Here is a 24,757-nt window from a genome sequence, read left to right on the forward strand (position 1 = left end):
TTAATCAGGGAGAGAGAAAATGCCAACAGCTGTCATCGTAGGAGCACAATGGGGAGATGAAGGAAAAGGTAAAATAGTTGATTTTTTAACAGAAGAGTTTAATTTTGATTATGTTGTAAGATTTCAGGGTGGATGCAATGCGGGTCATACTGTTGTTGTAGGAGATGAAAAGTATATACTACATCAGATTCCTTCAGGTATTCTCCATAAAAATAAGAAATGCATTATTGGAAACGGCGTTGTTGTTAATCCAGAAAGTTTATTAAAAGAGATAGAGACATTAATAAATAAAGGAGTAGAAATCAACGATAATCTTTTCATTGCAAAACACTGTCATATTATTATGGCATATCACATTGCCATAGAGGAACAACTTGAAAAAAGTAAAAAAATCGGTACGACAAAAAAGGGTATAGGACCATGTTACACTGATAAAATTGCCCGTAATGGTGTTAGAATGGTTGATCTTTTGTATCCAGCGGTACTGAAAAGTAAAATTCATGCAAATCTTGAAATAATCAATTTCTTACTCGAAAATTTATATCACACTGAGCCATTGAATGGGGAGGAGATATTCAATCAATATATGATTTATGCAGACAAACTTAAAAAATACATTGCCGATACTGATATTTTGATAAATGAAGCAATTGACAGCGGTAAGAATGTTTTATTTGAAGGTGCACAGGGTACTCTTCTTGATATTGACCACGGAACATATCCTTATGTTACTTCTTCAAACACAGTGGCTGGAGGTGCATGCACAGGAGCAGGAGTAAGTCCTAAAAAAATTGATAGCATTATCGGAATTGTAAAGGCTTACACTACAAGAGTGGGCGGAGGACCTTTCCCTACAGAAATGAAAGATGAACTTGGTGAATCCATAAGACAAAAAGGTGGCGAGTATGGTGCAACCACAGGAAGACCTCGTAGATGTGGTTGGCTTGATCTTGTTGGATTAAAACATTCTGTAAGAGTTAATGGATTTACAGGGATTGCAATAACAAAACTTGATATTCTTGATGGAATTGAAAAATTAAAAGTATGTGTTGGATATAGATATGGAAATACAGTTTTGGAAGAATTTCCAAAGGAGATAGAAATTCTTGAAAACTGTATACCCATATATGAGGAACTTCCAGGCTGGAAGGATAGCACAAAAGGTATAAAAAACTATGAAGAATTACCCGGGAATGCAAAAAAATATCTAGAGTTTATAGAAAAAAGTTTAAAGGTTAAGATTCAGATTATTTCAACGGGACAGAAAAGAGATGAAATTATCATTAAGGAGTCTCCTCTATGATTTAGTCTTTTTTGAAAGTTGTCCTATATGTAAGAAAAAGTCATACTGGAAGTATTCTCCCTTTTGTGAAGACTGCTGGAACAGTATAGAGGTTTTCAATTTACACCAAATTACCACAGGAAATTTTCATAGAGATTTCTGGAAGTTTGTTGATTCATTAACTTGCTTTGGAGCATATGAAGGAGTACTCAAAGATGCAATACATTGTTTTAAATATGGTGGTATAAAAAGAATTGGCAAAGAACTTGGAAGACTTCTCAGCTCAGTTAAACCACCAGAAATTGATATATTAATCCCTGTACCTTTGCACATAAATAAACTACGCCAAAGAGAGTTTAATCAATCAGCAATTCTTGCAAAGGAATGTTCAAAGGCATGGAAAATCTCTCTATCACTTAAAATTCTATATAAAATTAAACATACTCTTGATCAGGCTTCACTTGAGGCAAAAGATAGGTTTAATAATGTAAAAGATGCATATATAGTAAAAGAGTCGATTAATGGCTTAAAAATAGGACTTATTGATGATGTTACCACAACTGGAGCCACTTTAATGGAGTGTGCAAAGGTACTTAAAAAAGCAGGAGCAAAGGAGATTCATGCCATAACACTGGCAAGAGCTTAGTAAAAAAACTGAGTAATATATCGTAAAGCAATATAGACTATTAAAATACTTAAAATAAGCTTTATGTGTTTTTGAGGAACATGTTTCTGCATCCTTGCTCCAAGATATATTCCAAAAGCACCACCAATTCCAAAGAGAATACCAAGCAACCAGTCAGGTCCTGTCTGAAGACCTGGAGGTGAGGGTATTATTGCATAGTAAAGAACGCCAAAAACAGAAGCTGTAGCAGTTCCCATAAGACAGGCACCTGCTATGCTGTGAACAGGAAGTTTAAAGAATGTTACCAGAAATGGAGACATAATTGCTCCACCACCAATACCATAGGCACCACCTATTACTCCTATGATAAAGGCAAGAGTAAAAACCCCTATAGTGCTGAATGAAAATTGCTCACCCCAGAATTCATAAACAGTTTTTTTCAATGAAAAAGAGATTGTTTTCACTACAGCTTCTTTTGTGAGCTTCTGATCAAACTTTTTCTGTGCGGCTGCTTTTTTCTTCTTAATAACATCAAAAAAAAGCCTTACACCAATGTATAGAAGTACAAGCCCAACAAAAAATTTAAAAGATTTTGGGTCTGGAAGAATTTTTATTCTTATATAATATCCGATGATTATTCCAGGAACTGTCCCTACCATAATTACCCATGCAAGAGGCCAGGGAATTCTCTTTTCTTTATGATATCTATAAACTCCAGAAGGAATGGCAACTACATTAAAAATAAAATTAGTTCCACTTACTCCTGGAGAGGTGTAGTTAAGAAAACTTACTTGAAAGGGTAACAGAAGAAAGGCACCTGAGACTCCTCCCATTGATGTAAAAAAAGAAACAATAAAAGCAACAATGGGTGGAATAAGAATATTGGTCGTAACACCTGATATGGGAAATGTATATGTGAGGAAATCTAACATACTTAATTTTATTAAATTTCCTCACATATGACAAATTAAAAATTCTTATTATCAAATAAAATTATTTTGAACTGAGCTCTTCAATCAGTATATTTCTAATTTTATCTTCTGAAGGGAGAGGAAAACCGGCGTGCTTAAGCTTTCCATTAACAAGCAAGCCAGGTGTAACCTGAGTGTATTTAAAAATTTCCTTTATATCTTTGATATGACTGATTTCAGCCTGAATTCCAAGTTGAGAGACAACTTTCTTTACTGTCTCTTCAACTTTGTAACAGTTTGCACATCCAGGTCCAAGAATTTTTATTTCCATAATACCCTCCCATAAAAATTTTTTTATTTAAATTACTACAATCTCAGAAATTTTGTCAATTCCTCTGGCTTATAAATTGGTTCGAATTGTTTTGAAAGAACTGAAGGAACTATGTAATTGCTGTCTTTTTTTCTATGAGCAATAACTATAAATGGAGTTATCTGATGAATCGCTGCTTTTCCAAGATTAGACTCTAAAGAGGTATAGAAGTTCAATGTCAGTAAATCAAAATAACTGAGTAATGCTCTCACATAGTAAGGTGAAAGATATGCTGAAGCTAAGTTTGAAAAGGCTTTTAAAGACGAAGTTGCAAGCTCAAAATATCTCTCATTTTCCGTTATAGCATGTAGTTTTAACAGATTAATTATCATTATTGAATTTGCTGAAGGGTAGGGTGTATCATAAATGTTTTTAAATCTGTTTGATAGAATTGGCTCTTCAGAATCATAAAATCCGCCATTTTCTTCATCCCACAACTTATTTATTGCCATTTCTGTAATAGAAACTGCTTTATCCAAATAATCATTGTTTGAAGTAGCCTCATATGCTGAAATCAAAGCTGAAGTGATATAGGCATAGTCGTCAAGTAAAGCATTTATTTTTTTTGTTGTTCTATACAGGTGTTCTCCATCATACAGGGTTTCAAAAGTTTTATCAATGGCTGACAAAGCTATAGTAAGCAATTTTTTATCTTTAATAACTCTCCATGTTTTGATAAATGCTTCAGCACAAACTCCGTTTACAAAACAATATATTGATTTATCTATTTGAGGTGCCTGCCTTTGTTTTCTTTTTGAAATGAGTTTATCTCTTAATTGTTTAATAAGTTCTCTATCTCTGCCTATAAGAACAAATCTTTCATCAACCATTGCCTTCCCATCTACAAGAGCAATTGTCATATCAGAAATTTCTCTGAGTTCGTTTTCCTGCCATGTATAGTAAAATGAATCAGCAAATTGACTTGAATAGAAGTAACCTTCTTTTGAAAAAAGATTATTCTTCATATAGTCAACTATTTCCATTACTATATCCAGATAAAAAGAGTCTTTCAAGATATTGTATGCATCAAGATAGTTTATGATGTGCCATGCATTATCTACTGCTAATTTTTCAAAATGCGGTAATAACCATGCTCTGTCAGTTGAGTATCTATGAAAACCGCCTTCTACATTATCATAAATGCCTCCAGATACCATGCTTTTAAGAGTTAACTCAATTGCATTTTTAACCCATGGTTTTGGTCTTATCCAGTATCTCCATAAAAGCAAATCAATATGGGCATAAATTGGAAATTTAGGAGTTTTACTAAGTCCACCAAATTCAAAATCAATTTCTCTGACTATGTCTTCTTCAGGATTTTGAAGTAGTTCTTCTCTAATTTCAGATGGGACAGACAATGTCGGCTTTATTGCATCAATTATTGTCTGAGAACGGGTTAAAATGTTTTCTCTGTTCATTTTATAAAGATCAAGAGCTTTCTCTATCATTGTTTTAAAATAATTTTTTCCTTCATTAATTTTGTAACTAACACCAGAAAAGGGTTTACCATCTGGAGTTAAGAAAAGATTAAGGGGCCAGCCACTTCCCTGTCCAATAATGTAGGAGGCTTTTTGATAGAACATATCGAGATCAGGTCTTTCATCCCTGTCAATGTGAATTGGTATAAAGTTTTTGTTTATTATATCTGCTAATTCGTAATCATCAAGGATTTGCTCTTTCATGCTTTTACAGTAGTTACACCACTTTGCTGTTATGTGAAGAAAAATTGGTTTGTCTTCAATTTCTGCCTTTTTAAATGAGCTTTCTTCGTAAGGTAACCATTCAATCATTTTTCACTCCTTATGATTTTTTATATTTTGCTTTTTCAATGAACTTTTTTACAAGTTCATGGTCTTTTTTGCCCTTATAGAGTTCTACACCACTTGATACATCAACTCCGTATGGAGAGGTTTTTCTTATTGCTTCTTCTACATTAAAAACATTCAATCCGCCAGAGAGTATGACTTTACCGAAATTTTTTGCTACTTTTACAAATTCCCAATTGAAAGTTTTTCCTGTACCCCCATACGCATCTTTACTGAAACTGTCAAGAAGAAAAGCAGAAACTCTGTAAATTGGTAATACTTCTTCTAAGGATCTTCCATCTGGCAAGTTTCCAGACTCATTAACTCTAAATGCTTTTATCACTCTATGAAAGTTTTCACAGATCTGAGGAGGTTCTTCTCCGTGAAGCTGTACTGTGTCAATTCCTGTAATTTCTATGATTTCTTGAATTTTTTCAACTGTTTCATTTACAAATACGCCAACTACATTTATAAATGGTGGAAGGGTTTTTATTATCTCCTTTGCCTTTTGAGGTTCTATGTATCTCGGACTTTTTTTGTAAAAAATAAATCCAATTGCATCAGCTCCACATTCTGCTGCCCACAAAGCATCTTCAAGATTAGTTATCCCGCAGATCTTCACTCTAATCATATATTAAGAAGAATCATCTTTGATTTTTCATCAAAATCTCTTGCAACATTTACATCAATAATTTCCATTATTACTGCTTCAACAATGAGAAATACCTCAGGATTTTCTCTCAAGCATCCCATCTTAACAGAGTCTTCTCTGCCATAAACACCATGTAGATGAATTTTGGGCTCATCCTTATACCAGAAAATTGTTCCAATTCCAACTATTTCGTGATTTCCTTTTATTTCACGCCATATAGGAACAGGCGGTAAAGCATCACTTTCAGGACCTACAACAAATCTTCCATTTTTCAATCCACCTATTAACCAGAATACAGCAGAAAATATTTTTTCCTTTTTTGCCATTTCAATTAGCTCACTGAGAGGATTTTCGCCATCTTCAAATTTTGCTATAAAAACTCTTCCTGTGTTGCCTTTTTGATATCTCATGCTTTCCTCCATTCAATTATTCTGTTATATACAAATTCAGGTGTTATCTCTCTCATGCATTTTACCTCCTCGCATTTTTTCTTAAAACAGGGACTACATGGCAGATCTGATTTTATAATCAAATGTCCATCGCCAAAAGGTCCGGTTCTTTGAGGCGATGTTGGACCAAAAAGGGCAACAACTTTCCTGCCACATGCCACAGCAAGATGCATGGTTCCAGTATCAGGAGTTATTACAAAAAGAGACTTTTCAAATACAGCAATTAGCTCTTTAAGTGTTGTTTTTCCTGCTACAGATTTTGCCTTACCTCTGGTATATTCTTCAATTTTAGCTGCTTCCTCTTCATCAGATTTAGAACCAACAATCAGAAATTTATAGGGTAACATCCTTATAAGTTCAACAAAGTAAGGTGTAGGCCAATTTTTTGATTGCCATCTTGTTGAAGGAATTATTACAACATAATCCTCAAACTCATTAAGCCATTCAGGCTTTCTGCCATGAGGAAGGGGAAAGTCTATAGAGTTGATTTTACATCCAAGCTCTTTTGCCACTTCAAGATAACGCAGAACAGCATGTATGTCAGGCGAAACAGAGATTTTTTTATTGTAAAAAATTGGACTTAGCTCTCTTGCTTCCTTAAAGCCTACTCTAACCGGAGCACCACTTAGCCATGTTATAACTGCACTTCTAAGAAGTCCCTGAAGATCAACAACAATATCATAGTTTTCATTTTTCAACAGCCTTCTTAAACTTTGAAATTCTCTAACAGTGATTGCAATGTTTTTCAGTTCCTTCCATCTGTTTTTATTAACTGTAATAACTTTATCAATCAAGGGATGTTCAGTCAAAAGCTCTTCAAATTCCTTTGAAACAACCCAGTGAATTTTGATATCTGGAAAATTTTCTTTTACTGTCTTTAAAAAGGCTAAGCTATGGACAATATCTCCAAGAGAGCTTGGTTTAACAAGAAGAAGTTTTTTTGTTTTTTCAAGCATCTACATCCCTTTTTATAATCTCTACCACTTCTTTCAAGTCTTTTACATCTTTTCCAAGAAGAATACCCTTAGCACCAATCATCTGTGCAAGTTCAATATCTATCTGTTTGTCTCCCACAACATAGGATTTTTTAAAATCGATTTTATATTTATATCTTGCAATCAAAGGCATTGCAGGATTTGGTTTTCTGCAAAAGCATCCATCATCTGGATGATGAGGACAGTAAAGAAAATCATCAAACCCGTATTTTTCAATAAAAAATTTGTTAACTTCCTTTACAAACTCTTCATCAACAATTCCTCTTTTAATTCCAGATTGATTTGTAACTCCAATTAGAAGAAATCCTGAATCTTTCAACTCCTTAATGCTTTCAATCTCCGGGAATACTTCAAAATCTTCCCATTTGCTAAGGTAGTGAGCATCTTTACAGAGTGTTCCATCTCTGTCAAAAAAAACTGCCCGATTTAAAGGTAAAAGTTCTAAAATAGCATGCCAGACCTCATCTACATCAATGGACTTCATACATTTTATTTCATCGCATTTACTCTTAAAACATGGACTGCACTCTAAATTTGCCTTCATAATTTTTCCTGCCAATCTTGGAGGTCCTGTAAGCTGTGGAGATGTAGAACCAAATATGGCAACAAGAGGAACTCCCAAGGCATATCCAAGATGCATAATTCCCGAGTCATTGCATAAAAGTAAGTCACATTCTGAAAGAAGACAAATTAGTTCACTTAGAGAAGTTTTTCCTGTAAAGTCATAAATATAGGGATTATCTATGTTTAATCCTTCCTGGTCATTGCCAAAAATAACCACTGACCCTATTTCAGTAAATCTTAAGACTATTTCAATGAATTTCTCAGTTTCCCATTTTTTTGTAGGTCCATATTTTGCACCAGGAGCAACTGCCAGAATAGGTCTTTTAAGATATTTTAATTCTTCTCTTGCTTTTAATCTTTCCTCAAGGGGCGGATTTATCCATGGATAATCTGGTGTAAGAGACGGATTAAATCTTTTTGGGATTTCAAAAAAATAATCAATATGATGGATTTTTCTGTCCTCTCCATGATAGGGCACAGGATGGGTAAGAAGCAGTCCTCTCATATCTCTGTTCCATCCAACTCTCTCTGGAACCCCTGCAAGAAAGCTTATCAGAGCAGCATCTATGGCATTTTGAAGAAGGTAAGCTCTTTTAAATTTTTTCTTTTTTAATTCCCTTATAGTCTTTATTTTTCCGGTAAAGCCTTCTTTATAGATAATTACTTCATTAACAGAATTTTCCCATTTAAATAAATCAGCAAGTTTTTCTTTTACAAGGATTGATATGGATGAGTCTGGATGAAGCTTTCTAATCCCTCTTATTGCTGGCAAACTCATTACAGTATCTCCGAGCCAGTTGACACCACGAATCAGGATATTATCCATACAGGTATTTTAAAGGTATTTGTTCTCCCATTGCAAATGGGATATAATTAAAAAATGCGTGCCAGAACTTACTTAAAGCTTGGTGATAAAGTTAGACATCTCACTTATACATGGTGGGGCATAGGAGAGGTTATTGAGGAAAAAAATTCACACCTGCCTGGCGGATTATGCCTTGTAAGGATTATTTTTGAAGATGGAATAGAAAGGTCCTTTATCAATAATCTTGATCATGAAATGTGTTGCTATTACACAGGCATCAGAATAGTTGAAGAGTTCAGTATCTGGGAGACATAGTTGGTCATTTTAAAATCAGTCAATTTAAACAAGACTTTCAAAACTAAAAATTTAAACATATCTGCAGTAGACAATTTAAACATAGAAATCACAAAAAATCAGATATTCGCTCTTGTTGGAGAGAGTGGTTCAGGAAAATCCACAGTAGCAAAACTTCTAACTAAATTGATAAAACCAGATTCAGGGTATATTCTTTTTAAAGATTATGACATATGGCAGATGAAAAATCCAGAACTATTAAACTTCAGAAAGTCAATAGGCATAATATTTCAGGATCCCTATGCATCTTTGAATCCAAGGATGAAAATTCAGAGTATTATAGAGGAACCTTTAAAAATTCATAACCAATACGCCTTAGATGAAATAAAAACAAAAGTTATTGAAATTGTAAAAGAAATGGGGTTTGATGAGAGCATTCTTGACAGATACCCCCATCAACTTAGTGGTGGACAAAGGCAGAGAGTGGCAATCGGAAGGGCTTTGATACTTAATCCAGAGATTTTAATAGCTGATGAACCACTCTCAGCTCTTGATATTTCTTTACAGGCTTCTCTTTTGCAGTTACTGCTTAAAGTGAAAGAAAACAAGAAAATGGGAATTTTATTAATTACTCATGACTTAAATATTGTTAAGACAGTAAGTGATAAAGTAGCAGTAATGCATCTTGGAAGAATAGTTGAGGAGGGGCAGACAGATGAAGTCTTTACAGAGCCTCTTCATCCTTATACACGCCTTCTAATAAGTAGTATTCCAGGATTTCACAGAAGGAATAGAAAAAAAACTCTGAAGATATCGGCAGAACAAAATCTCGCATGGAATCTGAAAGGTTGCAGATTTTTTGATAGATGTAATTATAAAATGGCTATCTGTGAAAACAGTATTCCAGAGTTGAAGATTGTGAAAAATAGGAAAGTCAGATGTTTTCTCTATTGATGAACTAGCTCTCTAACTCTGGCGGATAGGGTTCAAGAAACTTCTGTAAGAGAATATACTTATTTTCAAATCTATAAGCAAGACTTTTAAAAAGCTCTGTTATCACCTTCATTTCTATGTTACCTTTGCTGTATCTATCAATTAATTGAAGAATATGTTTCTTTTCTCTTTCATTAAGATTTTTAGACACATATCCAAGGATGTGCATAAACACGTTTACATTTCTTTTTCTGTTTGTTTTTTTTGCAAAAGCCTGATAAAACTTCTCTTTGTATTTGTCTATTTTATCCTCAATAGACATCTTTCCATCTGCCACTATTTGTCCGAGTTCTTGTAGATGTTTCTGACTATAAGACATGATTAAAAACTTATATTTTGAGTGAAAATCTACAAGATACTTTGGTTTTGGATCTTTACACAACTGTCTTAATTCAGAAAAAGCAAATACTCTTGTAAGAAAATGTTTTCTTATTCCTTCATCTCTGAGTCTTCCTTCGTCTTCAACCGGTAGATGGGGAAAGCTTTTCTTTATTGCCTCAGCAAAAAAACCGTCAGTTTTTCCTGCTATGCTACCATCTCTGTAGAGCTTTGTAGACCCAACTCCACAGGAAGGAGATTTTGCCTTTAAGATAAAGCCATCAATCTCATCTATTGAAGAAACAGTTTTATTAGCATAATCAATCATTGGTTCAGTAAAATCCTTTCCTGTTTCAGGCTGAATTAATCTCTTTGATAATCCATCTTCAACGATAATTAGTCTTTGCCGGGGAACTCCTAACCCTATGTCAGATTCAGGACAGAAATCTAAATATTCAATATAGGGTTTTAATTTTTCAACAAATTGATCAATAACAATTCCTCCATTATATCTAACTGGTTGAAAAAAACATCTGCTAATGACTATTTTGGGCTTTGCCATTTTTATATTATAATTTAAAAATGATAGAAACTTACATTCAATCTCTATCGCCTCCTATTCAAGCACTTGTTGCGGGAATGTTAACATGGGGATTAACTGCCTTTGGAGCTTCATTTGTTTTATTTGTAAGAGCTGTAAATAAAAAGCTTCTTGATGTTGCTTTGGGTTTTGCTGCAGGTGTAATGATTGCAGCAAGTTTTTGGTCCTTGCTTGAACCTGCAATTGAGATGTCTCAGAGAATGAATATTCCACCATGGATACCTCCAGCAACTGGTTTTGTGATTGGTGCGTTATTTCTCAGATTAATTGACATAATTCTTCCTCATCTTCATCTTCAAGCACCCATAAATGAGGCAGAGGGAATAAAGACATCTTTTAAAAGAACAACACTTCTTGTTCTTGCAGTAACACTTCATAATATTCCAGAAGGACTTGCTATTGGAGTTTCCTTTGGTGCTCACGGAACTGATCCGGAATCTGTAACACTTTTGTCTTCTATAATGTTAGCGATTGGTATAGGAATTCAGAATATTCCGGAAGGATTTGCCATATCAATGCCTCTAAGAAGTGAGGGATTATCAAGAAAAAAGAGTTTTTTAATTGGACAGTTTTCAGGGCTTGTTGAGCCTGTGTTTGCTCTGATAGGTGTTCTTGTTCTTGATATAATGCATAGTCTTTTACCTTATGCCTTAGGATTTGCTGCTGGTGCAATGATTTTTGTTACAGTTGAGGAGTTGATTCCTGAGTCTCAAAGAGGTGGTAATTCTGATATTGCAACCGCAGGTTTAATTATTGGTTTTACTCTAATGATGATTCTCGATGTAGCATTCAAATAAAAATTAGGAGGAACTTTATATGAAAACAGGATTTATAGGGTTAGGAAATCTTGGTAAAGCTATGGCAAAAAGATTAATTGGCGAAGGAGTTGAGCTGATTGTTTGGAATAGAACATTAGAAAAGGCAAAGGATCTCGGAGTAAAAACAGCAAAAGACCCTGCAGAACTTATATCTGAAGTGGAAGCACTTTTTCTAAATCTTACTGACAGTGATGCGGTAATGAAGGTTCTAACAGATGAAAAAGGAGTTTTAAAAGGCAACTGCACAGGCAAATTAATAATTGATACAACAACAAATCATTTTGAAAAGGTGACTCAGTTTCACAGTCTTGTAAAAGAAAGTGGAGCATACTATGTGGAAGCACCTGTTCTTGGAAGCGTTATTCCTGCATTACAGGGACTTCTTACTGTTTTAGTGAGTGCAGACAGAGAAGCTTTTGAAAAGGTAAAACCCTTACTTGAAAAAATAGGCAAGAACATTTTCTATCTTGAAAAACAAGGGCTTGCAACTAAAATGAAGTTAATAAATAACCTTGTTCTCGGTTCTTTCATGGCAACTCTCTCTGAAGCCATTGCCATAGGAGAGCACTGCGGAATAAGCAAAGCTCAGGTAATAGAAATACTTCAATCAGGTGCTGGTAATTCAATGATTCTCAATGTGAAGAAGCAAAAACTTCTTGATGAGGATTTTTCTCCTCATTTTTCAAACTCTCTTATTTACAAAGATTTACAGTATCTGCAGGAACTCTGTTATTACATGAAAAAACCAATTTTTACTGGAAGCATTGTTAAGGAGCTTTTTGCAATGGCTATTGCAAAACACCTTTCAGAGGAGGATTTTTCAAGTATTTATAAATTATTTAAGTATTTTTAGAGGAAAAAACTAAATTTTTTCAAAATAACTTTTTCTGGAACATAATTGGCATAGAATTTTTCCATTTACAGCAACAGTAAAGTTCTTGGGTTGAAGCTCTCCACATTCAGTGCATTCAACAATTTCCTGTTGTTCATCTTTTTGAGGAAGCTTTATCCTGATTTTTTCAATCTTGAAATATTTTTCCTGAGTTTATCAATTAAATTTTTTAACTTATTGAAAATGTTGAATTTTATTTTTAAAAATAGCAAATTCCTGTTAAAAAATTAATTGAAAGCTTTTTACTTATAAAAATTTTTCAATTAATTTTTTAACATTAAACTGAAACTCCTGTTCCACAAGAGATTTTTCTCTAATTACAGGTATATGTTCCTCAAAGGTGGGTCTTTCTGATTTATATATGATACCTGTGGGAATTCTGTCTCCCCATTCAAGGGCTTTCTCAAAGGCTCTGGTTCTATCAGATGGATCATAATCATTTTCAAGTTTATACACTCTCTGACGATACCATTCAAAGGTGTTAATTTTATTGAAACTCACACAGGGCTGAAGTATATCAACAAGGGCAAAGCCTTTGTGATTGACAGCTTCTTTTATTATAGATTTCAGATGCTCTATATCTCCTGCAAAGGCTCTTGCAACAAAAGAGCAGTTTAAAGCTACTGCCATAGCAAGGGGATTAAACTGCTCTGAAAAAACTCCAAAGGGCTGAGTTTTTGTAACAATTCCCTTCATTGAGGTTGGTGATGCCTGTCCTTTGGTGAGTCCGTAAATCTGGTTGTCATGTACAAATAGCTTTATGTCAATGTTTCGCCTTATTGCATGCATAAGATGATTTCCTCCTTCACCATAGCAATCGCCATCACCGGCTACAGCAAAAACTTTTAGTTTGTGATTTGCGAGTTTTATTCCCGTTGCCACAGGAAGGGTTCTTCCGTGAAGTCCATTGAAGGTGTTACATTTTGTATAGTGAGGAAACTTTCCTGCCTGTCCAATTCCTGAGACTATTACGAACTCATAGGGTTCAATCCCCATTTCAACCATTGCCTCATTAAAAGCTTTAAGAATCATGAAATTTCCACAGCCCGGACACCAGGCAGGTTTTCTTCCTCTATAGTCTTCCAATGTAGCCATATACTTTCTCCTTTAATTCATCAACAGTAAAGGGTCTTCCATCAAAACGATTTATGTGATGATTGATGCTAAAACCTGTCTCCATTCTTAGCAGTTTAGCAAACTGGCTTGTTGCGTTCTGTTCAATGTTTATACAAATTTTTGCATTTTTCAACATCTCAAACCACTTCATATCTTCAGGAAATGGATAGAGCTCACTGAAATGAAGCATTGCAATTTTGAATTTATCTGATAGTTCATCTACAACTTCCCTTACAATTCCGTAGTTTGACCCCCAGCATAAAAGAACAATATCAGCTGATTTTTCTCCATATATAAGGGGAGGCTCAATTTCTCTCTTTATAAGAGGTAACTTTTTGAAAAGTCTCTTTTCGACCATTTTAATCCTTGTTTCTGCGTCCTCAATTATGTGTCCTTCTTCATCATGCTCATCAGAGTCTGTGACAACAAGATGATTTGATTCACCAGGTACTGCAAGAGGTGAAACTCCTGTGTCTGTAAAAGAGTGACGAAGGTATTGTTTTAAAGCCTTGAGGGATTCGCCTCTCAGACGATAATCACTGTATTTAAGTTTGTTCAAATCAATGCTTTCATAACTCCATTGAGAGTCTGCAAGATATTGATCAGTAAGTATTATAGCTGTAATTTGATATTTTTCAGCCATATCAAAGGCTTTATTGGTAAGATAAATAGCCTGTTCAGGTGTTCCCGGTGCAAAAAGAACCCTCGGAAACTCTCCATGTCCTGCAAAAAGAGCAAAAAGCAGGTCTGCCTGTTCTGTTCTTGTGGGAAGTCCTGTGGCAGGACCCGGTCTCTGGGCAAGAGCAATTACAAGGGGTGTCTCGGTCATGGCAGCGAGAGATACTCCTTCAACCATTAAAGCAAAGCCGCCACCAGAAGTTCCAGTCATAGCTCTTACTCCAGCATAGGATGCGCCAATTGCCATATTTACTGCAGCGATCTCATCCTCTGCCTGCTCAACAACAATTCCAAAGTCCTTTGCATTTTCAGCAACGAAGTTGAATATGCCTGTTGATGGCGTCATTGGATAGGCTGAGTAAAATTTAAGACCAGAGGCAATAGCGCCAAATCCTATTGCTTCATTTCCTGTGATGAGTAGTTTTGGAGAGACAAAGCCTGAAACCATAAAAGAACAGGTTAGACAATGTTTACGGGCATATTCATAGCCAGCCTGTGCTGATTTAAGATTGGAAATTATGACTTCTTCGCCCTTTTTCTTAAAGGTTTTTCTCACCAATTCATACATAATCTCAGGATTCATTCCAAGCATTCCTATGACAGCACCTACAGCAACAGTATTTGCCATTATTTTGCTTCCACCATGAGACAATGCAAGCTCAAATAGGGGAACATTGAGAAAGTTTGGCCTATCAAAGGTTTCCTTTAAAAAGTCAGCATCGTAAAGTACATGACCATCATCGGCGAGTTCAATTTCATGCTGGGTGATGCTTTCTCTGTCAAGGGCAACAAGTATGTTAACTTTGCTTCTTGATGCTGATACAGGTTTGTCTGATATTCTTATTTGATAAAAGTTATGCCCCCCTCTTATGCGGGACTCATAGTCCTGATGTGTAAATACATAGTAGCCAGCTCGGGCAAAAATATGAGCCAGGGTATCACCTACTGTCTGGATACCCTGGCCTGCCTCACCACCAATTTTAATAGTGTAGTCCATTATGTTGGAGTCACACCGTATTTAACGATATTAATCAGAGTATCATCAGGTTTTGGAAGTCCTGCAATCTTCCATGCAACAAGAGGATCTATTAATTTTTCTGCCACACACTCCTTTGGCTGATTTAAATTTTTACATACAAAGTTTAATACAGGGAAGTAATTGTATTTTTTGTAATATTCGTTTATGAATTTTACTATCTCAAGCTGATCTTTGGTTAGAACTCCAAGTCCTTCCCTAAGAGCAATTGCCTGAGCAACTTTCTCATTCCAGTCATTTATGTTTTTAAGATAACCCTCTTCATCAAAGGCAACTGATTTTTCAACTGCCTTATATTCAGAGACTTCTTCAGGTTTTTCTCTTTCAAATCTTTCTCTTTCGGTGAAATTCTTAATAAACTGTCCTATTTGAACACCAAGATAAACGCATTTCACATTGTTCATACAATCATCGGCATCCTGCTTGTCAAGATGGGTTATTAGTTCTGATGTGCCTTTCTGAAATCTTATTATGTATGCCTGTTTTTCTTCACTGTAATAAATATTAACAGTAAATCCCTGTGCTTTAACCTCAGGATACATCTCAAGAATTTTGTTTTTTAAATCATCAATTGTGTAAGCCATTGAATCCTCCTATTTTAATCTTTTTTCTACTTCCTGCCAGTTGATATTTTTAAAGAATGCTTCAATGTAGTCAGCACGTTTAAGTCCATAGTCAATCATGAATGCATGTTCAAAAACATCCATTATAAGAAGAGGATTACAACCTGCAGGATGTCCTACATCGTGTTCATTAATCCAAAAATTAATAAGATTTCCGGTTAAAGTATCCTGATAGAGAACTACCCAACCAATTCCTCTCATTGTACCGGTTGCCTTGAAGTCCTTAAGCCAGTTTTCAAAGCTTCCAAAGTTTTCTTTGATTAGACTTGCCAGTTTGCCACTTTCAGGGAATTTTCCATCACCACCAAGATTTTCAAAATATAGTTCATGAAGTCTTACTCCGTTCCACTCCCATCCAAGCCTTCTTTTTAGTTCAGCATACTCAGGTATTGCTGTTTTCCCTTCATTGAGCATCGCTTTGAGAGTATCAAGAAGTTTGTTTGCATTCGTAACATAACCCTGATAGAGAGTAAAGTGATTTTTGAGAAGTGTCTCGCTGAAACCTTCCATCCCGATTAATTTTGAGTAATCCTTTGCTTGATAGGTCATCTTGACCTCCTAAAAATTTTTTATAATCAATATTAGCAAATAAAATTTTGATTGTCAATGCCTTAATTTTTTATAATCAAAATCAATAACTTAAATAGGAGGATCTATGAAAAATTTTTTAGCCGACTTTCTTATATGTCCAGCCTGTTTGCCGAAGGAGATAGGGTTAAATTTAGAAGTCAATGAATCAGAGGATGAGGATGTAACATCTGGTTTTTTAATTTGCAAAAAATGTAGATTGAAATACAGAATTGAAGAAGGAGTGGCGGTACTCACTCCTTATCCAGACTGGCAACCTGATATTAAAAACAAATATGAAAATCCAAGGGTTGTATCTTCCTATTTATGGTCTCACTACGGTGATCTTTTAGGTGACAGAGACTGGCTTCCTGCCTATCCCAACTGGTCAAAATTAATGAGCAAGAATAAAGGCTACTTTCTTGACATAGGCTGTGCTGTCGGAAGATTTACCTTTGAAATGACTGGGAAAAGTGATTACTCCATAGGCTTTGACTTATCTTTTACATTCATAAAAACTGCAAGAGAGTTGATGAAAAAGAGAGGTTTAACCTTTGAGCTTACTGAAGAGGGTTACATAACTTCAACTGCCCAGATAAGACTTCCAGAGACTATGAATCTTCAAAATGTTGAATTCATCGTAGCAGATGCTTTGAATGTACCTTTTCCAAAGAGTTTTTTCACAAAGGTAGCCTCACTTAATATCCTTGATAAAGTTCCAAATCCAATGAAACATCTAAAAGAGATGAATAGAGTATGCAGGGATAAGGATGCAGAAATTCTTATATCTGATCCTTTTTCTTGGTCTGAAGAGGTAGCGTCAGTTAGTGAATGGCTTGGGGGAAAGAATGAAGGAGATTTCAGCGGATTTGGTCATGATAATGTGGCAAGAATACTTGAAGGATATGGAGAGCACATAATCCCACCATGGAAAATCATAGAAAGAGGAAAAGTTGACTGGAAGATAAGAAATCACAGAAACCATTCAGAGTTGATAAAAAGTCTTTATATAAAGGCAATAAGATAGCTGGAGGTTTTATGAAAGATATTACAGTTTGTAGACTCTGTTCAGCCTGTTGCCCTGTAGAGGTTGATGTCCATGAGGGGCAGTTTATTTCAGCAAAAAGAATTACTCCCTTTGAAAAAACGATTATCTGTCCTAAATTAGCTAATGCGAAGAGTATTATTTACTCAAAGGATAGAGTTTTGAAACCACTTTTGAGAGAGACTCTTAAAGACGATTTTAAAGAGGTCACATGGCAGGAAGCCCTCGATTTTATTGCAGAAAAAATCAATGTTACAAGGCAAAAATACTCTCCTCAATCAATAGCACTTTTAAGGGGAATGGCTGCTGACTGGGGTACTCCCTGGGATTATGCAGTAAGATTGATGAGTGCTCTTGGCTCACCCAATGCCATTGGTAATGGTTCTGTATGTTTTGTCGCAAGAGAGATGGCACATACCTATACTTATGGTGCCATAACAATTCCGCAGATAAGAGACTCAAAGTGCATAGTTGTATGGGGTAAAAATGATAGAAACACTGCTCCGGGCATGGCAGAGGCTATAATTCATGCAAAGGAAAAGGGTGCAAAATTAGTAGTCATTGATCCAGTAAAGACATTCTTTACCGATATGGCAGATTTATGGCTAAGGGTAAAGCCAGCCCATGACGGAGTTCTGGCAATGGCGATGATGAAGGTTATTGTGGAAGAAAAGCTCTATGAGAGAGAATTTGTTGAAAAATTCTGTAAAGGATTTGATGCACTCTGTGAGTTATTATCAAAATTGAATCTTAATCATTTATCTGAAATTTCGTGGGTTCCCATAGAACAGATTAGAGAGGCTGCCCGAATTTATGCCAGTACAAAGCCTGCCTGTATTATTGATGGTAATGGAATAGATATGCAAACACAGGTTTTCCAGGCAACCCGTGCAGTATGTATCCTGAGAGCTCTCACCGGCAATATTGATGTTCAGGGCGGAGATTTTATCCCCCAGCCTGTGCCGTTAAAAAATATACAGTTAAGAGAAAAAGTAGCTACTGTTCCTTCGGTTATGCTCAATTACCCTCATTTTGAAAAGTTCCATCCCACATGGGGATTGCATGGTCAGTCCTGTCTTATTGACTCCATACTTGATGAAAAACCCTATCCTGTTAAATTTCTCTTTGTCCAGTCAGGAAATCCGGCAGTTACAATGATGGATTCTGCGAGAGTTCGGAAGGCTTTTGAAAAGCTTGACTGTCTCGTAATGATTGATATGTTCAGAAATAAAACTTCCCAGTATGCCCATGTAATTTTACCTGCTACAAGCTGTTTTGAGAAAACCCAGATTAACAGGGCATACATAAGGAACTGTTTTATAATGTTACAGAAAAAGGTTATAGAGCCATTGGGTGAGAGTAAATCTGACATTGAGATAATATTTGAGCTTGCAAGGGCAGTAGGTCTTGGTGAATACTTCCCCTGGAGGACTGTTGAAGAAGCCCTTGATTTTCAACTTTCTTCTACCGGGATAACAATTGAAGACTTAAGGAAAAATCCCCGTGGTATCTGGTATGAACAGCCAAGATTCAGAAAATACGAAAAAGAAGGCTTTAAAACCCCATCAAAAAAAGTTGAGATTTTCTCAGAGATTCTGGCAGACACTGATTTTGATCCATTACCTTTTATAAACGGTTTTCCAGAGAGAGTAATAAGCTTTTCAGATGAAGATGAATTCAAATTTATTGGAATAAGCGGTGAAAGAGTTAATGCCTTTACACACAGTCAGTTCAGAAATATCCCTGAATTGAGAAAAATGGAGAGTGAACCTTATGTGGATGTTAATCCTCTGGATGCAGAAAAGCTCAAATTAAAAAATGGTGACCTTATTAGAGTATCCACACCGAGGGGTAAAATTGAGATGAAAGCAAGAATATCGGATGTAACTGCCGAAGGAGTAATAAGAATAGCATGGGGATGGGGCGAAGTTTCTGATGAATGGAATCTTAACTTTCTTACCGATGATTTTGAAAGAGACCCTATTACATGTACGCCTTCAGGAAGAAGCTTTTACTGTAAAGTTGAAAAAATTGGAGAGGAGTCATGAAAGATGAAAAATTAACTCCAGAGCAGTATTATGTTTTCAGACAGGGTGGAACTGAAAAGCCCTTTCAGAATGCCTACTGGAACAACAAAGAGCATGGACTCTATGTGGACATTGTAAATGGTGATGTCCTTTTTTCATCCCTTGACAAGTTTGACTCTGGTACAGGATGGCCAAGTTTTACAAAGCCTGTGCATGAAGAGTTGATTGTAGAGAAAATAGACAGATCTCACGGTATGATAAGAACTGAGGTTAGAACAAAGAACACAAACGGTCATCTTGGACATGTATTTGATGACGGTCCACCACCAACTGGCTTAAGATACTGCATAAACTCAGCAGCCCTTCGTTTTGTCCCTCTTGATAAACTCGTTGAGGAAGGATATATTGATTATCTCTCAATGTTTAATGATGTTAATAAAAATTTTGAACAGATTATTCTTGGTGGTGGATGTTTCTGGGGTATTCAGGCATACTTTAAAAGAGTAAAGGGGATAAAAAACACGGTTGTAGGTTACTCAGGTGGATGGAAGGAAAAGCCTACCTATGAAGAGGTATGCACAGGTAAGACAGGACATGCAGAGGTAGTTCTGGTAACATTTGATCCTCAAATAATAAATCTTGAGAGAATTCTCAGACACTTCTTTAAAATCCATGACCCGAGTCAGAAGGACAGACAGGGAAATGACATAGGTACTCAGTATCGTTCGGCAATCTATTATTTCGATGAAAATCAAAAAGTAGTGATTGATAGAGTATTAGAGGAGCTGAAAAATCAGGGAATAGGGGTTACAACAGAAGTAGAAAAGGCAAAAAATTTCTATAAGGCTGAGGATTATCATCAAGACTATCTTGAAAAAAATCCAGGAGGTTACTGCCATGTCAATATCAATAAAATCTGGGATTTCTAAGTATTTGTTTTTCATTTTGCTTTTTATGATGTTTCTCTACGGTAAAGCTCAATGTGAGACATACTCAGATAGTTTCTCAGATGGGAAGACACAGCTTAAATGGAACTTCTTCCCTCATTTTTTTCTTGACAATCTTAAGGCTGTAAAGGACAAATCTGCACCTGATGGAGACGGAGGAGTTGGAGTTTTGAGAAACTCAAATGCAGGTGGCTTCGCAGCTCTTAGTTATGCTGTTACTGAGGAGGTAAAAAACTTTACCCTTGAAGCTTATTTATTCTGCCCTGTTACAGACTCAGATAGGGGACCACTTTCAGGTCTTGCTTTTTTGATAGATCCGATAAACTCAAGATTTTACAGATTCCTTTGCGATTTTAACAAAAAAGATCCGAATCTGAATGTAGCCTATGTAGGAAGGGATACCAATCACTATCCTGTTTATTTGAGATTCTGGAGGGGAGAGGAGATACCCGGAGGAATTCCTAAGTCTTCAGGCTGGCATAGAGTGAAGATCGTTGTGAGAGAGGGTAGTGCCCAATTTTTTTGGAATGGGATGCAACTAAAAGGTGAGGTTGATGTCTCAAGAATAACTAAAGGCTTTGTGGGTGTATATTCTAATTTTGTAGGCGGTCTTGGAAGGGCAGAAACAAAGGTTGACAGTTTCATATTAAGGACAGAATAAAATTGACCCACTTAGGATTTGGAATATTCTGCACAAATGGAGATGGAAGTCTATCGACAAATCACTCTTTTAGACTGAAAAATCTCTCCTTTGAAAGAGTTTTTGAGAGTTTCAACAGAAATAAAAGGGATTTTCTAAGCCTGCTTGAACTCTGTAGAGAAGAAAAGATAGAGGTTTTCAGGCTTGGTTCAAACTTTATTCCCTATGCTTCTCACAGGGAATTCAAAGATAAGTGGTTTAAGGAATTAGAACCCCACATAGAGGAATTGGGTAAGAGAGTTTTAAATTACCGGATCAGAATAACCATGCATCCTGGACAGTTTGTTATTCTAAATTCACCGAATGGAAGAGTAATAGAAAACTCGCTAAGAGAATTGAACTATCACTTCTGGCTTCTTGACAAACTTGGGGTAGGTCAGGATGGGGTGGTTATAGTCCACATAGGAGGAGTTTATGGGGAGAAAATTCGGGCGATTGAGAGCTTTATAAATACCGTAGAGAAAAATGGATGGCTCAAAAGAAGGCTTGCTATTGAGAATGACGAGAGACTTTTTAATGCTAAAGATGTATTGGAAATAGCCAGAGTTTTAAAAATTCCCTTTGTTTTTGATTTTTTTCATCATAGACTGAATCCTTCAAAGATATTGCTTGAGGAAGTTTTCAATACATGGAAAAACAATGGGATACCAAAGGTTCATCTTTCATCTGATGGAGATGGAAGATACGGAGTTCACGGAGATTATGTGAAAGTTGAGGACTTTTTGAGCCTAAAAATGCTCATAGAGGCTACGGGTATTGAAAAGGTTCACATAATGATTGAAGCAAAGAGAAAGGAGAATGCTCTGAAAAAGCTTAGAGAGGAGTTGATTATTAATCAGGAAAGACTACAGGACATACCTTCTCTTTAGCAAAATAAATGGCAGAGGAATGAGGAGTATAAGATAGAAAGCTACGACGAGCATGTCATAGACTAGACTATGGGAGATATTTCCGTAACAAAATCCTCTTGAGATATTTACAAAATGAAGTAATGGGTTTATCTGAGAAAGCTTAATTACAATCTCAGGCATGTCATTCAGAGGAAAGAAAATTCCTGAAAATAAGAATAGAGGCGTAAGAATTAGAGTATAAAAGTAGTTAAATGAATCAATTCCTGGAACTGTAGCTGTTGCAATCAGGGACAAACTGGCAAATAACAATCCACACATGAAGATAAACGGGATAAGAAAAAACACATAAAAGGATTTTACAAGTCCAAAAAGTGAGATAACTAAAATTATAACAGTTCCGTAAATCAGGCTTTTTGTTGCTCCCCATAGCAGTTCTCCAAGAACAAGTTCATTAAATGTTATGGGGGTTGCCATAATTGCATCAAATGTTTTTTGATAGACCATTCTTACATAGGTTCCGTATGTGCATTCATAACTGGCAGCAAACATGGCTGAAGACATTATAATTCCAGGTGATATAAACTCAATATACGAAATCCCGTTAATTTCCTTGATAAATCCACCAAGTCCGTAACCGAGTGCAATTAGATATAGCATTGGTTCAAAAAAATTTAGCGTTAGACTTGAACGATAGAGTTTTTTATAGACTGTTGCATTCCTCTGCCATACTCTAAATGCTCTCTTTAGATTCATATTATCCCTCGGTTAAATTTAAGTATACGTTTTCAAGATTACCGCCGAATTCCTGAGAAAGCCTTTGAGGTGTATCAACAACGACTATTTTTCCATTTTGCATTATTGCAATTCGGTCACATAGTTTTTCAGCTTCTTCCATATAATGGGTTGTAAGAATAAGTGTTTTACCTGAGTGTTTTAATATCTCAATCTTATTCCATATCTGTCTTCTGCTACGGGGATCAAGTCCTGTTGTGGGCTCATCAAGAATTATTATATCAGGGTCATTTATTAAACCCCTTGCAAAGACAAGTTTTCTCTGCATTCCTCCTGAGAGTTTTCTCACATTGGTTTTTCGCCATTCTTCAAGTTTTACAAAATTAAGAAGTTCCATAGCCTTACTTATAGCCTTTTTTCTATCAATATCAAAGTATCTTGCATAAACCAGAAGGTTTTCTAAAACATCAAGATCAGGATCAAGGTTGTTATCCTGTGGAATAACACCAATTCTTTTTTTTATTTGAGGAAGGTTATTGCTATCTAACTTTATACCAAATATTTCTATTTCTCCTGAAGAAGGTTTGATAAATCCATAAATCATTCCCATGAGAGTAGTTTTTCCTGCACCATTTGGTCCGAGAAAACCAAAGCATTCTCCCTCTCTTATTGCAAAACTAACAGAGTCTAATGCCTTGAATTTTTTATAATATTTTGTTAAATTTTTCCCCAGAACTGCGCTCACAACTTTTTAGTATAATATTTTTAGCTAAGTTCAGTAAAAAACCCAACCAATGAAGGAAAATCTATGTTGCCTCATTTTATTTGACCTTTTCTGCCATTTTCTGATAATATGAAAAACTATATTATGGATAAAAAGTCAAGACAAGAGAGAATTTTAGAAATAAAGAAGAAACTTCTTGAACAGAAGAAACAGATTCTTATTGATGCTGGTATTTTGCTTTCAAACTTTCCCTCTGAAAGCAATTTATCTGAAATTGGAGACATTGCTTCTCAGGAAATTGATCGGAGTTTTCTCCTAAGACTTAGAGATAGAGAGAGAAAACTTCTCAAAAAAATAGAAAAAACACTTGAAAAAATTGAAAACGGTACCTATGGAATATGCGAGTCCTGTGGTGCAGAGATTCCCATAGAAAGACTTGAAGCAAGGCCTGTTACTGATTTATGCATTGAATGTAAGACAGAACAGGAAGAGGCTGAAAAGCTTAAAGAAGGTTAATTAAAAGCCTTTTCGGATTTTCCTCTCCTGCAAGTTTTAGTTTATACTCATCAATATTTAAATTTTTAAGCCTTTTTATTGCATCCTTCAGACTCATCGAACCACCCTGAAGCCTCTGAACTTCTGACTTCTGTTTGACCATATCAGAAACTACGATGATTCTTTCTGGATTTTTAATCTGAAAAATCCATTTTAAAAGTTCATCATTTAAATGCCTTCCATCTCCGATTAACTCTACATAAATCTCTTGATTGATGATTCCAAAGCCTGAAATTCCTGGTTCTCTGTGATGAATTCCTCTCATAGCATTAAAAAGATGGGTTATAAGGCTTGCCCCTGCTTTAAATCCTTCCTGAGCTTCTCTATATGTGGCAAGGGAATGTCCCATGCTTACAATAATTCCCATTTCAGCACATTTTTCTATGACATCAATTGCTTTAGGAAGCTCAGGTGCTACTGTAATTATTTTGACGATATCATTAAATTCATCGATTAATCTATTCAAAATATCCAGATCAGGTTTCAAAAAGTAATAACTGTCAAGAGCTCCTGCTTTTTCAGGATTTAAAAAGGGACCTTCAAGATAGGCACCCAAAATTTTTGCTCCTTCCTTTTGGTATTGCATAGCTTTCTTTATATGCAGCAAAGTTTTTCTCATTTGGTAAATATCATCTGGATAAAGAGTAAGTAAGAAACTGTCAACTCCCATTGAACCATATTCCTGAGAAATTAAAAGAACCTGTTCTGGACTATCGACATCTTTTATGTCTATTTTATTTGTTCCATGAAAGTGGATATCAATCAAAGACATGTTTTATCAT

General features: G+C 35.6%; 27 protein-coding genes. 12 read left to right on the plus strand and 15 right to left on the minus strand.

Annotated elements, in window-relative coordinates; translation table 11 throughout:
* The first annotated feature begins 19 nt into the window (after positions 1-19).
* The gene (locus TAGGR_RS00455; protein ID WP_059175417.1) at positions 20-1,303 is read left to right on the plus strand and encodes an adenylosuccinate synthase; all 1,284 of its coding nucleotides are present in this window, start codon (positions 20-22) and stop codon (positions 1,301-1,303) included.
* Positions 1,272-1,928, plus strand: coding sequence for a ComF family protein (locus tag TAGGR_RS00460; protein ID WP_059175418.1), 657 nt, complete (start codon positions 1,272-1,274; stop codon positions 1,926-1,928). The genes TAGGR_RS00455 and TAGGR_RS00460 overlap by 32 nt, the downstream gene beginning before the upstream one ends.
* Here TAGGR_RS00460 and TAGGR_RS00465 read toward each other — a convergent pair.
* From TAGGR_RS00465 to waaF, 7 genes are all read right to left on the minus strand, one after another.
* Positions 1,925-2,839 carry a sulfite exporter TauE/SafE family protein gene (locus TAGGR_RS00465; RefSeq protein ID WP_059175419.1) on the minus strand — a complete coding sequence of 305 codons (915 nt, stop codon included), beginning with the start codon at positions 2,837-2,839 and terminating at the stop codon, positions 1,925-1,927. The genes TAGGR_RS00460 and TAGGR_RS00465 overlap by 4 nt on opposite strands.
* Positions 2,840-2,900: 61 nt before the next feature.
* Complete coding sequence (locus TAGGR_RS00470) at positions 2,901-3,149, minus strand: thioredoxin family protein (RefSeq protein ID WP_059175420.1); 249 nt, start codon at positions 3,147-3,149, stop codon at positions 2,901-2,903.
* 35 nt (positions 3,150-3,184) lie between these two features.
* Positions 3,185-4,978 carry a thioredoxin domain-containing protein gene (locus TAGGR_RS00475; RefSeq protein WP_059175421.1) on the minus strand — a complete coding sequence of 598 codons (1,794 nt, stop codon included), beginning with the start codon at positions 4,976-4,978 and terminating at the stop codon, positions 3,185-3,187.
* Positions 4,979-4,988: 10 nt separating this feature from the next.
* Positions 4,989-5,624, minus strand: a complete 636-nt coding sequence (locus TAGGR_RS00480; protein ID WP_059175422.1) for a phosphoribosylanthranilate isomerase — start codon at positions 5,622-5,624, stop codon at positions 4,989-4,991.
* A complete protein-coding gene (locus TAGGR_RS00485; protein ID WP_059175423.1) occupies positions 5,621-6,055 on the minus strand; it encodes a PPC domain-containing DNA-binding protein in 435 nt (144 codons plus the stop codon). Before TAGGR_RS00485 ends, TAGGR_RS00480 begins: the two co-directional genes overlap by 4 nt.
* Entirely contained in the window at positions 6,052-7,050 is a 999-nt protein-coding gene (waaC, locus tag TAGGR_RS00490; RefSeq protein ID WP_059175424.1) for a lipopolysaccharide heptosyltransferase I, read from the minus strand. Before waaC ends, TAGGR_RS00485 begins: the two co-directional genes overlap by 4 nt.
* Complete coding sequence (gene waaF, locus TAGGR_RS00495; protein WP_059175425.1) at positions 7,043-8,479, minus strand: lipopolysaccharide heptosyltransferase II; 1,437 nt, start codon at positions 8,477-8,479, stop codon at positions 7,043-7,045. Before waaF ends, waaC begins: the two co-directional genes overlap by 8 nt.
* A 54-nt stretch (positions 8,480-8,533) precedes the next feature.
* On the opposite strand from waaF, the gene TAGGR_RS00500 reads away from it, so the two are divergent.
* A complete protein-coding gene (locus tag TAGGR_RS00500; protein WP_059175426.1) occupies positions 8,534-8,773 on the plus strand; it encodes a hypothetical protein in 240 nt (79 codons plus the stop codon).
* Positions 8,774-9,706 (plus strand): ABC transporter ATP-binding protein, encoded by a 933-nt coding sequence (locus tag TAGGR_RS00505; RefSeq protein ID WP_059175427.1) that lies wholly within the window; start codon positions 8,774-8,776, stop codon positions 9,704-9,706. It abuts the gene before it with no gap.
* Positions 9,707-9,710: 4 nt separating this feature from the next.
* Here the strand turns inward: TAGGR_RS00505 and TAGGR_RS00510 are convergent, their stop codons facing one another.
* Entirely contained in the window at positions 9,711-10,625 is a 915-nt protein-coding gene (locus TAGGR_RS00510; RefSeq protein WP_059175428.1) for a YbgA family protein, read from the minus strand.
* A gap of 20 nt (positions 10,626-10,645) precedes the next feature.
* On the opposite strand from TAGGR_RS00510, the gene TAGGR_RS00515 reads away from it, so the two are divergent.
* Both TAGGR_RS00515 and TAGGR_RS00520 read left to right on the plus strand, forming a co-directional pair.
* Complete coding sequence (locus tag TAGGR_RS00515) at positions 10,646-11,461, plus strand: ZIP family metal transporter (RefSeq protein ID WP_082673498.1); 816 nt, start codon at positions 10,646-10,648, stop codon at positions 11,459-11,461.
* Positions 11,462-11,480: 19 nt separating this feature from the next.
* Positions 11,481-12,335 carry an NAD(P)-dependent oxidoreductase gene (locus TAGGR_RS00520; protein ID WP_059175429.1) on the plus strand — a complete coding sequence of 285 codons (855 nt, stop codon included), beginning with the start codon at positions 11,481-11,483 and terminating at the stop codon, positions 12,333-12,335.
* A 285-nt stretch (positions 12,336-12,620) separates the two neighbouring features.
* Here TAGGR_RS00520 and TAGGR_RS00525 read toward each other — a convergent pair whose 3' ends face one another.
* From TAGGR_RS00525 to TAGGR_RS00540, 4 genes are read right to left on the minus strand one after another with little or no spacing between them, the layout of a single operon-like run.
* Entirely contained in the window at positions 12,621-13,469 is an 849-nt protein-coding gene (locus TAGGR_RS00525; protein ID WP_059175430.1) for a 2-oxoacid:ferredoxin oxidoreductase subunit beta, read from the minus strand.
* Positions 13,447-15,165 (minus strand): 2-oxoacid:acceptor oxidoreductase subunit alpha, encoded by a 1,719-nt coding sequence (locus tag TAGGR_RS00530; protein ID WP_059175431.1) that lies wholly within the window; start codon positions 15,163-15,165, stop codon positions 13,447-13,449. Before TAGGR_RS00530 ends, TAGGR_RS00525 begins: the two co-directional genes overlap by 23 nt.
* Positions 15,165-15,788 carry a TusE/DsrC/DsvC family sulfur relay protein gene (locus TAGGR_RS10180; protein ID WP_082673499.1) on the minus strand — a complete coding sequence of 208 codons (624 nt, stop codon included), beginning with the start codon at positions 15,786-15,788 and terminating at the stop codon, positions 15,165-15,167. Before TAGGR_RS10180 ends, TAGGR_RS00530 begins: the two co-directional genes overlap by 1 nt.
* Positions 15,789-15,797: 9 nt before the next feature.
* Positions 15,798-16,376 (minus strand): superoxide dismutase, encoded by a 579-nt coding sequence (locus tag TAGGR_RS00540; RefSeq protein WP_059175432.1) that lies wholly within the window; start codon positions 16,374-16,376, stop codon positions 15,798-15,800.
* A 106-nt stretch (positions 16,377-16,482) separates the two neighbouring features.
* Between TAGGR_RS00540 and TAGGR_RS00545 the strand changes: the two genes are divergently transcribed.
* From TAGGR_RS00545 to uvsE, 5 genes are read left to right on the plus strand one after another with little or no spacing between them, the layout of a single operon-like run.
* Positions 16,483-17,421, plus strand: a complete 939-nt coding sequence (locus TAGGR_RS00545; RefSeq protein WP_059175433.1) for a class I SAM-dependent methyltransferase — start codon at positions 16,483-16,485, stop codon at positions 17,419-17,421.
* Positions 17,422-17,432: 11 nt separating this feature from the next.
* A complete protein-coding gene (locus tag TAGGR_RS00550; RefSeq protein WP_059175434.1) occupies positions 17,433-19,487 on the plus strand; it encodes a molybdopterin-containing oxidoreductase family protein in 2,055 nt (684 codons plus the stop codon).
* Positions 19,484-20,395 carry a bifunctional methionine sulfoxide reductase B/A protein gene (locus tag TAGGR_RS00555; RefSeq protein ID WP_059175435.1) on the plus strand — a complete coding sequence of 304 codons (912 nt, stop codon included), beginning with the start codon at positions 19,484-19,486 and terminating at the stop codon, positions 20,393-20,395. Before TAGGR_RS00550 ends, TAGGR_RS00555 begins: the two co-directional genes overlap by 4 nt.
* On the plus strand, positions 20,364-21,074 hold the full coding sequence (locus TAGGR_RS00560) for a hypothetical protein (protein ID WP_059175436.1): 711 nt from the start codon (positions 20,364-20,366) through the stop codon (positions 21,072-21,074). The genes TAGGR_RS00555 and TAGGR_RS00560 overlap by 32 nt, the downstream gene beginning before the upstream one ends.
* A gap of 2 nt (positions 21,075-21,076) precedes the next feature.
* A complete protein-coding gene (gene uvsE / locus TAGGR_RS00565) occupies positions 21,077-21,982 on the plus strand; it encodes a UV DNA damage repair endonuclease UvsE (RefSeq protein WP_059175437.1) in 906 nt (301 codons plus the stop codon).
* Here uvsE and TAGGR_RS00570 read toward each other — a convergent pair.
* The gene (locus TAGGR_RS00570) at positions 21,959-22,717 is read right to left on the minus strand and encodes an ABC transporter permease (protein ID WP_059175438.1); all 759 of its coding nucleotides are present in this window, start codon (positions 22,715-22,717) and stop codon (positions 21,959-21,961) included. The genes uvsE and TAGGR_RS00570 overlap by 24 nt on opposite strands.
* 1 nt (position 22,718) lies before the next feature.
* Entirely contained in the window at positions 22,719-23,441 is a 723-nt protein-coding gene (locus TAGGR_RS00575) for an ABC transporter ATP-binding protein (RefSeq protein WP_059175439.1), read from the minus strand.
* 108 nt (positions 23,442-23,549) lie between these two features.
* Between TAGGR_RS00575 and dksA the strand changes: the two genes are divergently transcribed.
* Complete coding sequence (dksA, locus tag TAGGR_RS00580) at positions 23,550-23,936, plus strand: RNA polymerase-binding protein DksA (RefSeq protein WP_082673501.1); 387 nt, start codon at positions 23,550-23,552, stop codon at positions 23,934-23,936.
* On the opposite strand, the gene TAGGR_RS00585 is transcribed toward dksA, so the two are convergent.
* Positions 23,923-24,747 (minus strand): N-acetylglucosamine-6-phosphate deacetylase, encoded by an 825-nt coding sequence (locus TAGGR_RS00585; RefSeq protein WP_059175440.1) that lies wholly within the window; start codon positions 24,745-24,747, stop codon positions 23,923-23,925. The genes dksA and TAGGR_RS00585 overlap by 14 nt on opposite strands.
* Positions 24,748-24,757: the final 10 nt, after the last annotated feature.

The sequence above is a fragment of the Thermodesulfovibrio aggregans genome (assembly GCF_001514535.1).
GTDB classification, from domain to species: domain Bacteria; phylum Nitrospirota; class Thermodesulfovibrionia; order Thermodesulfovibrionales; family Thermodesulfovibrionaceae; genus Thermodesulfovibrio; species Thermodesulfovibrio aggregans.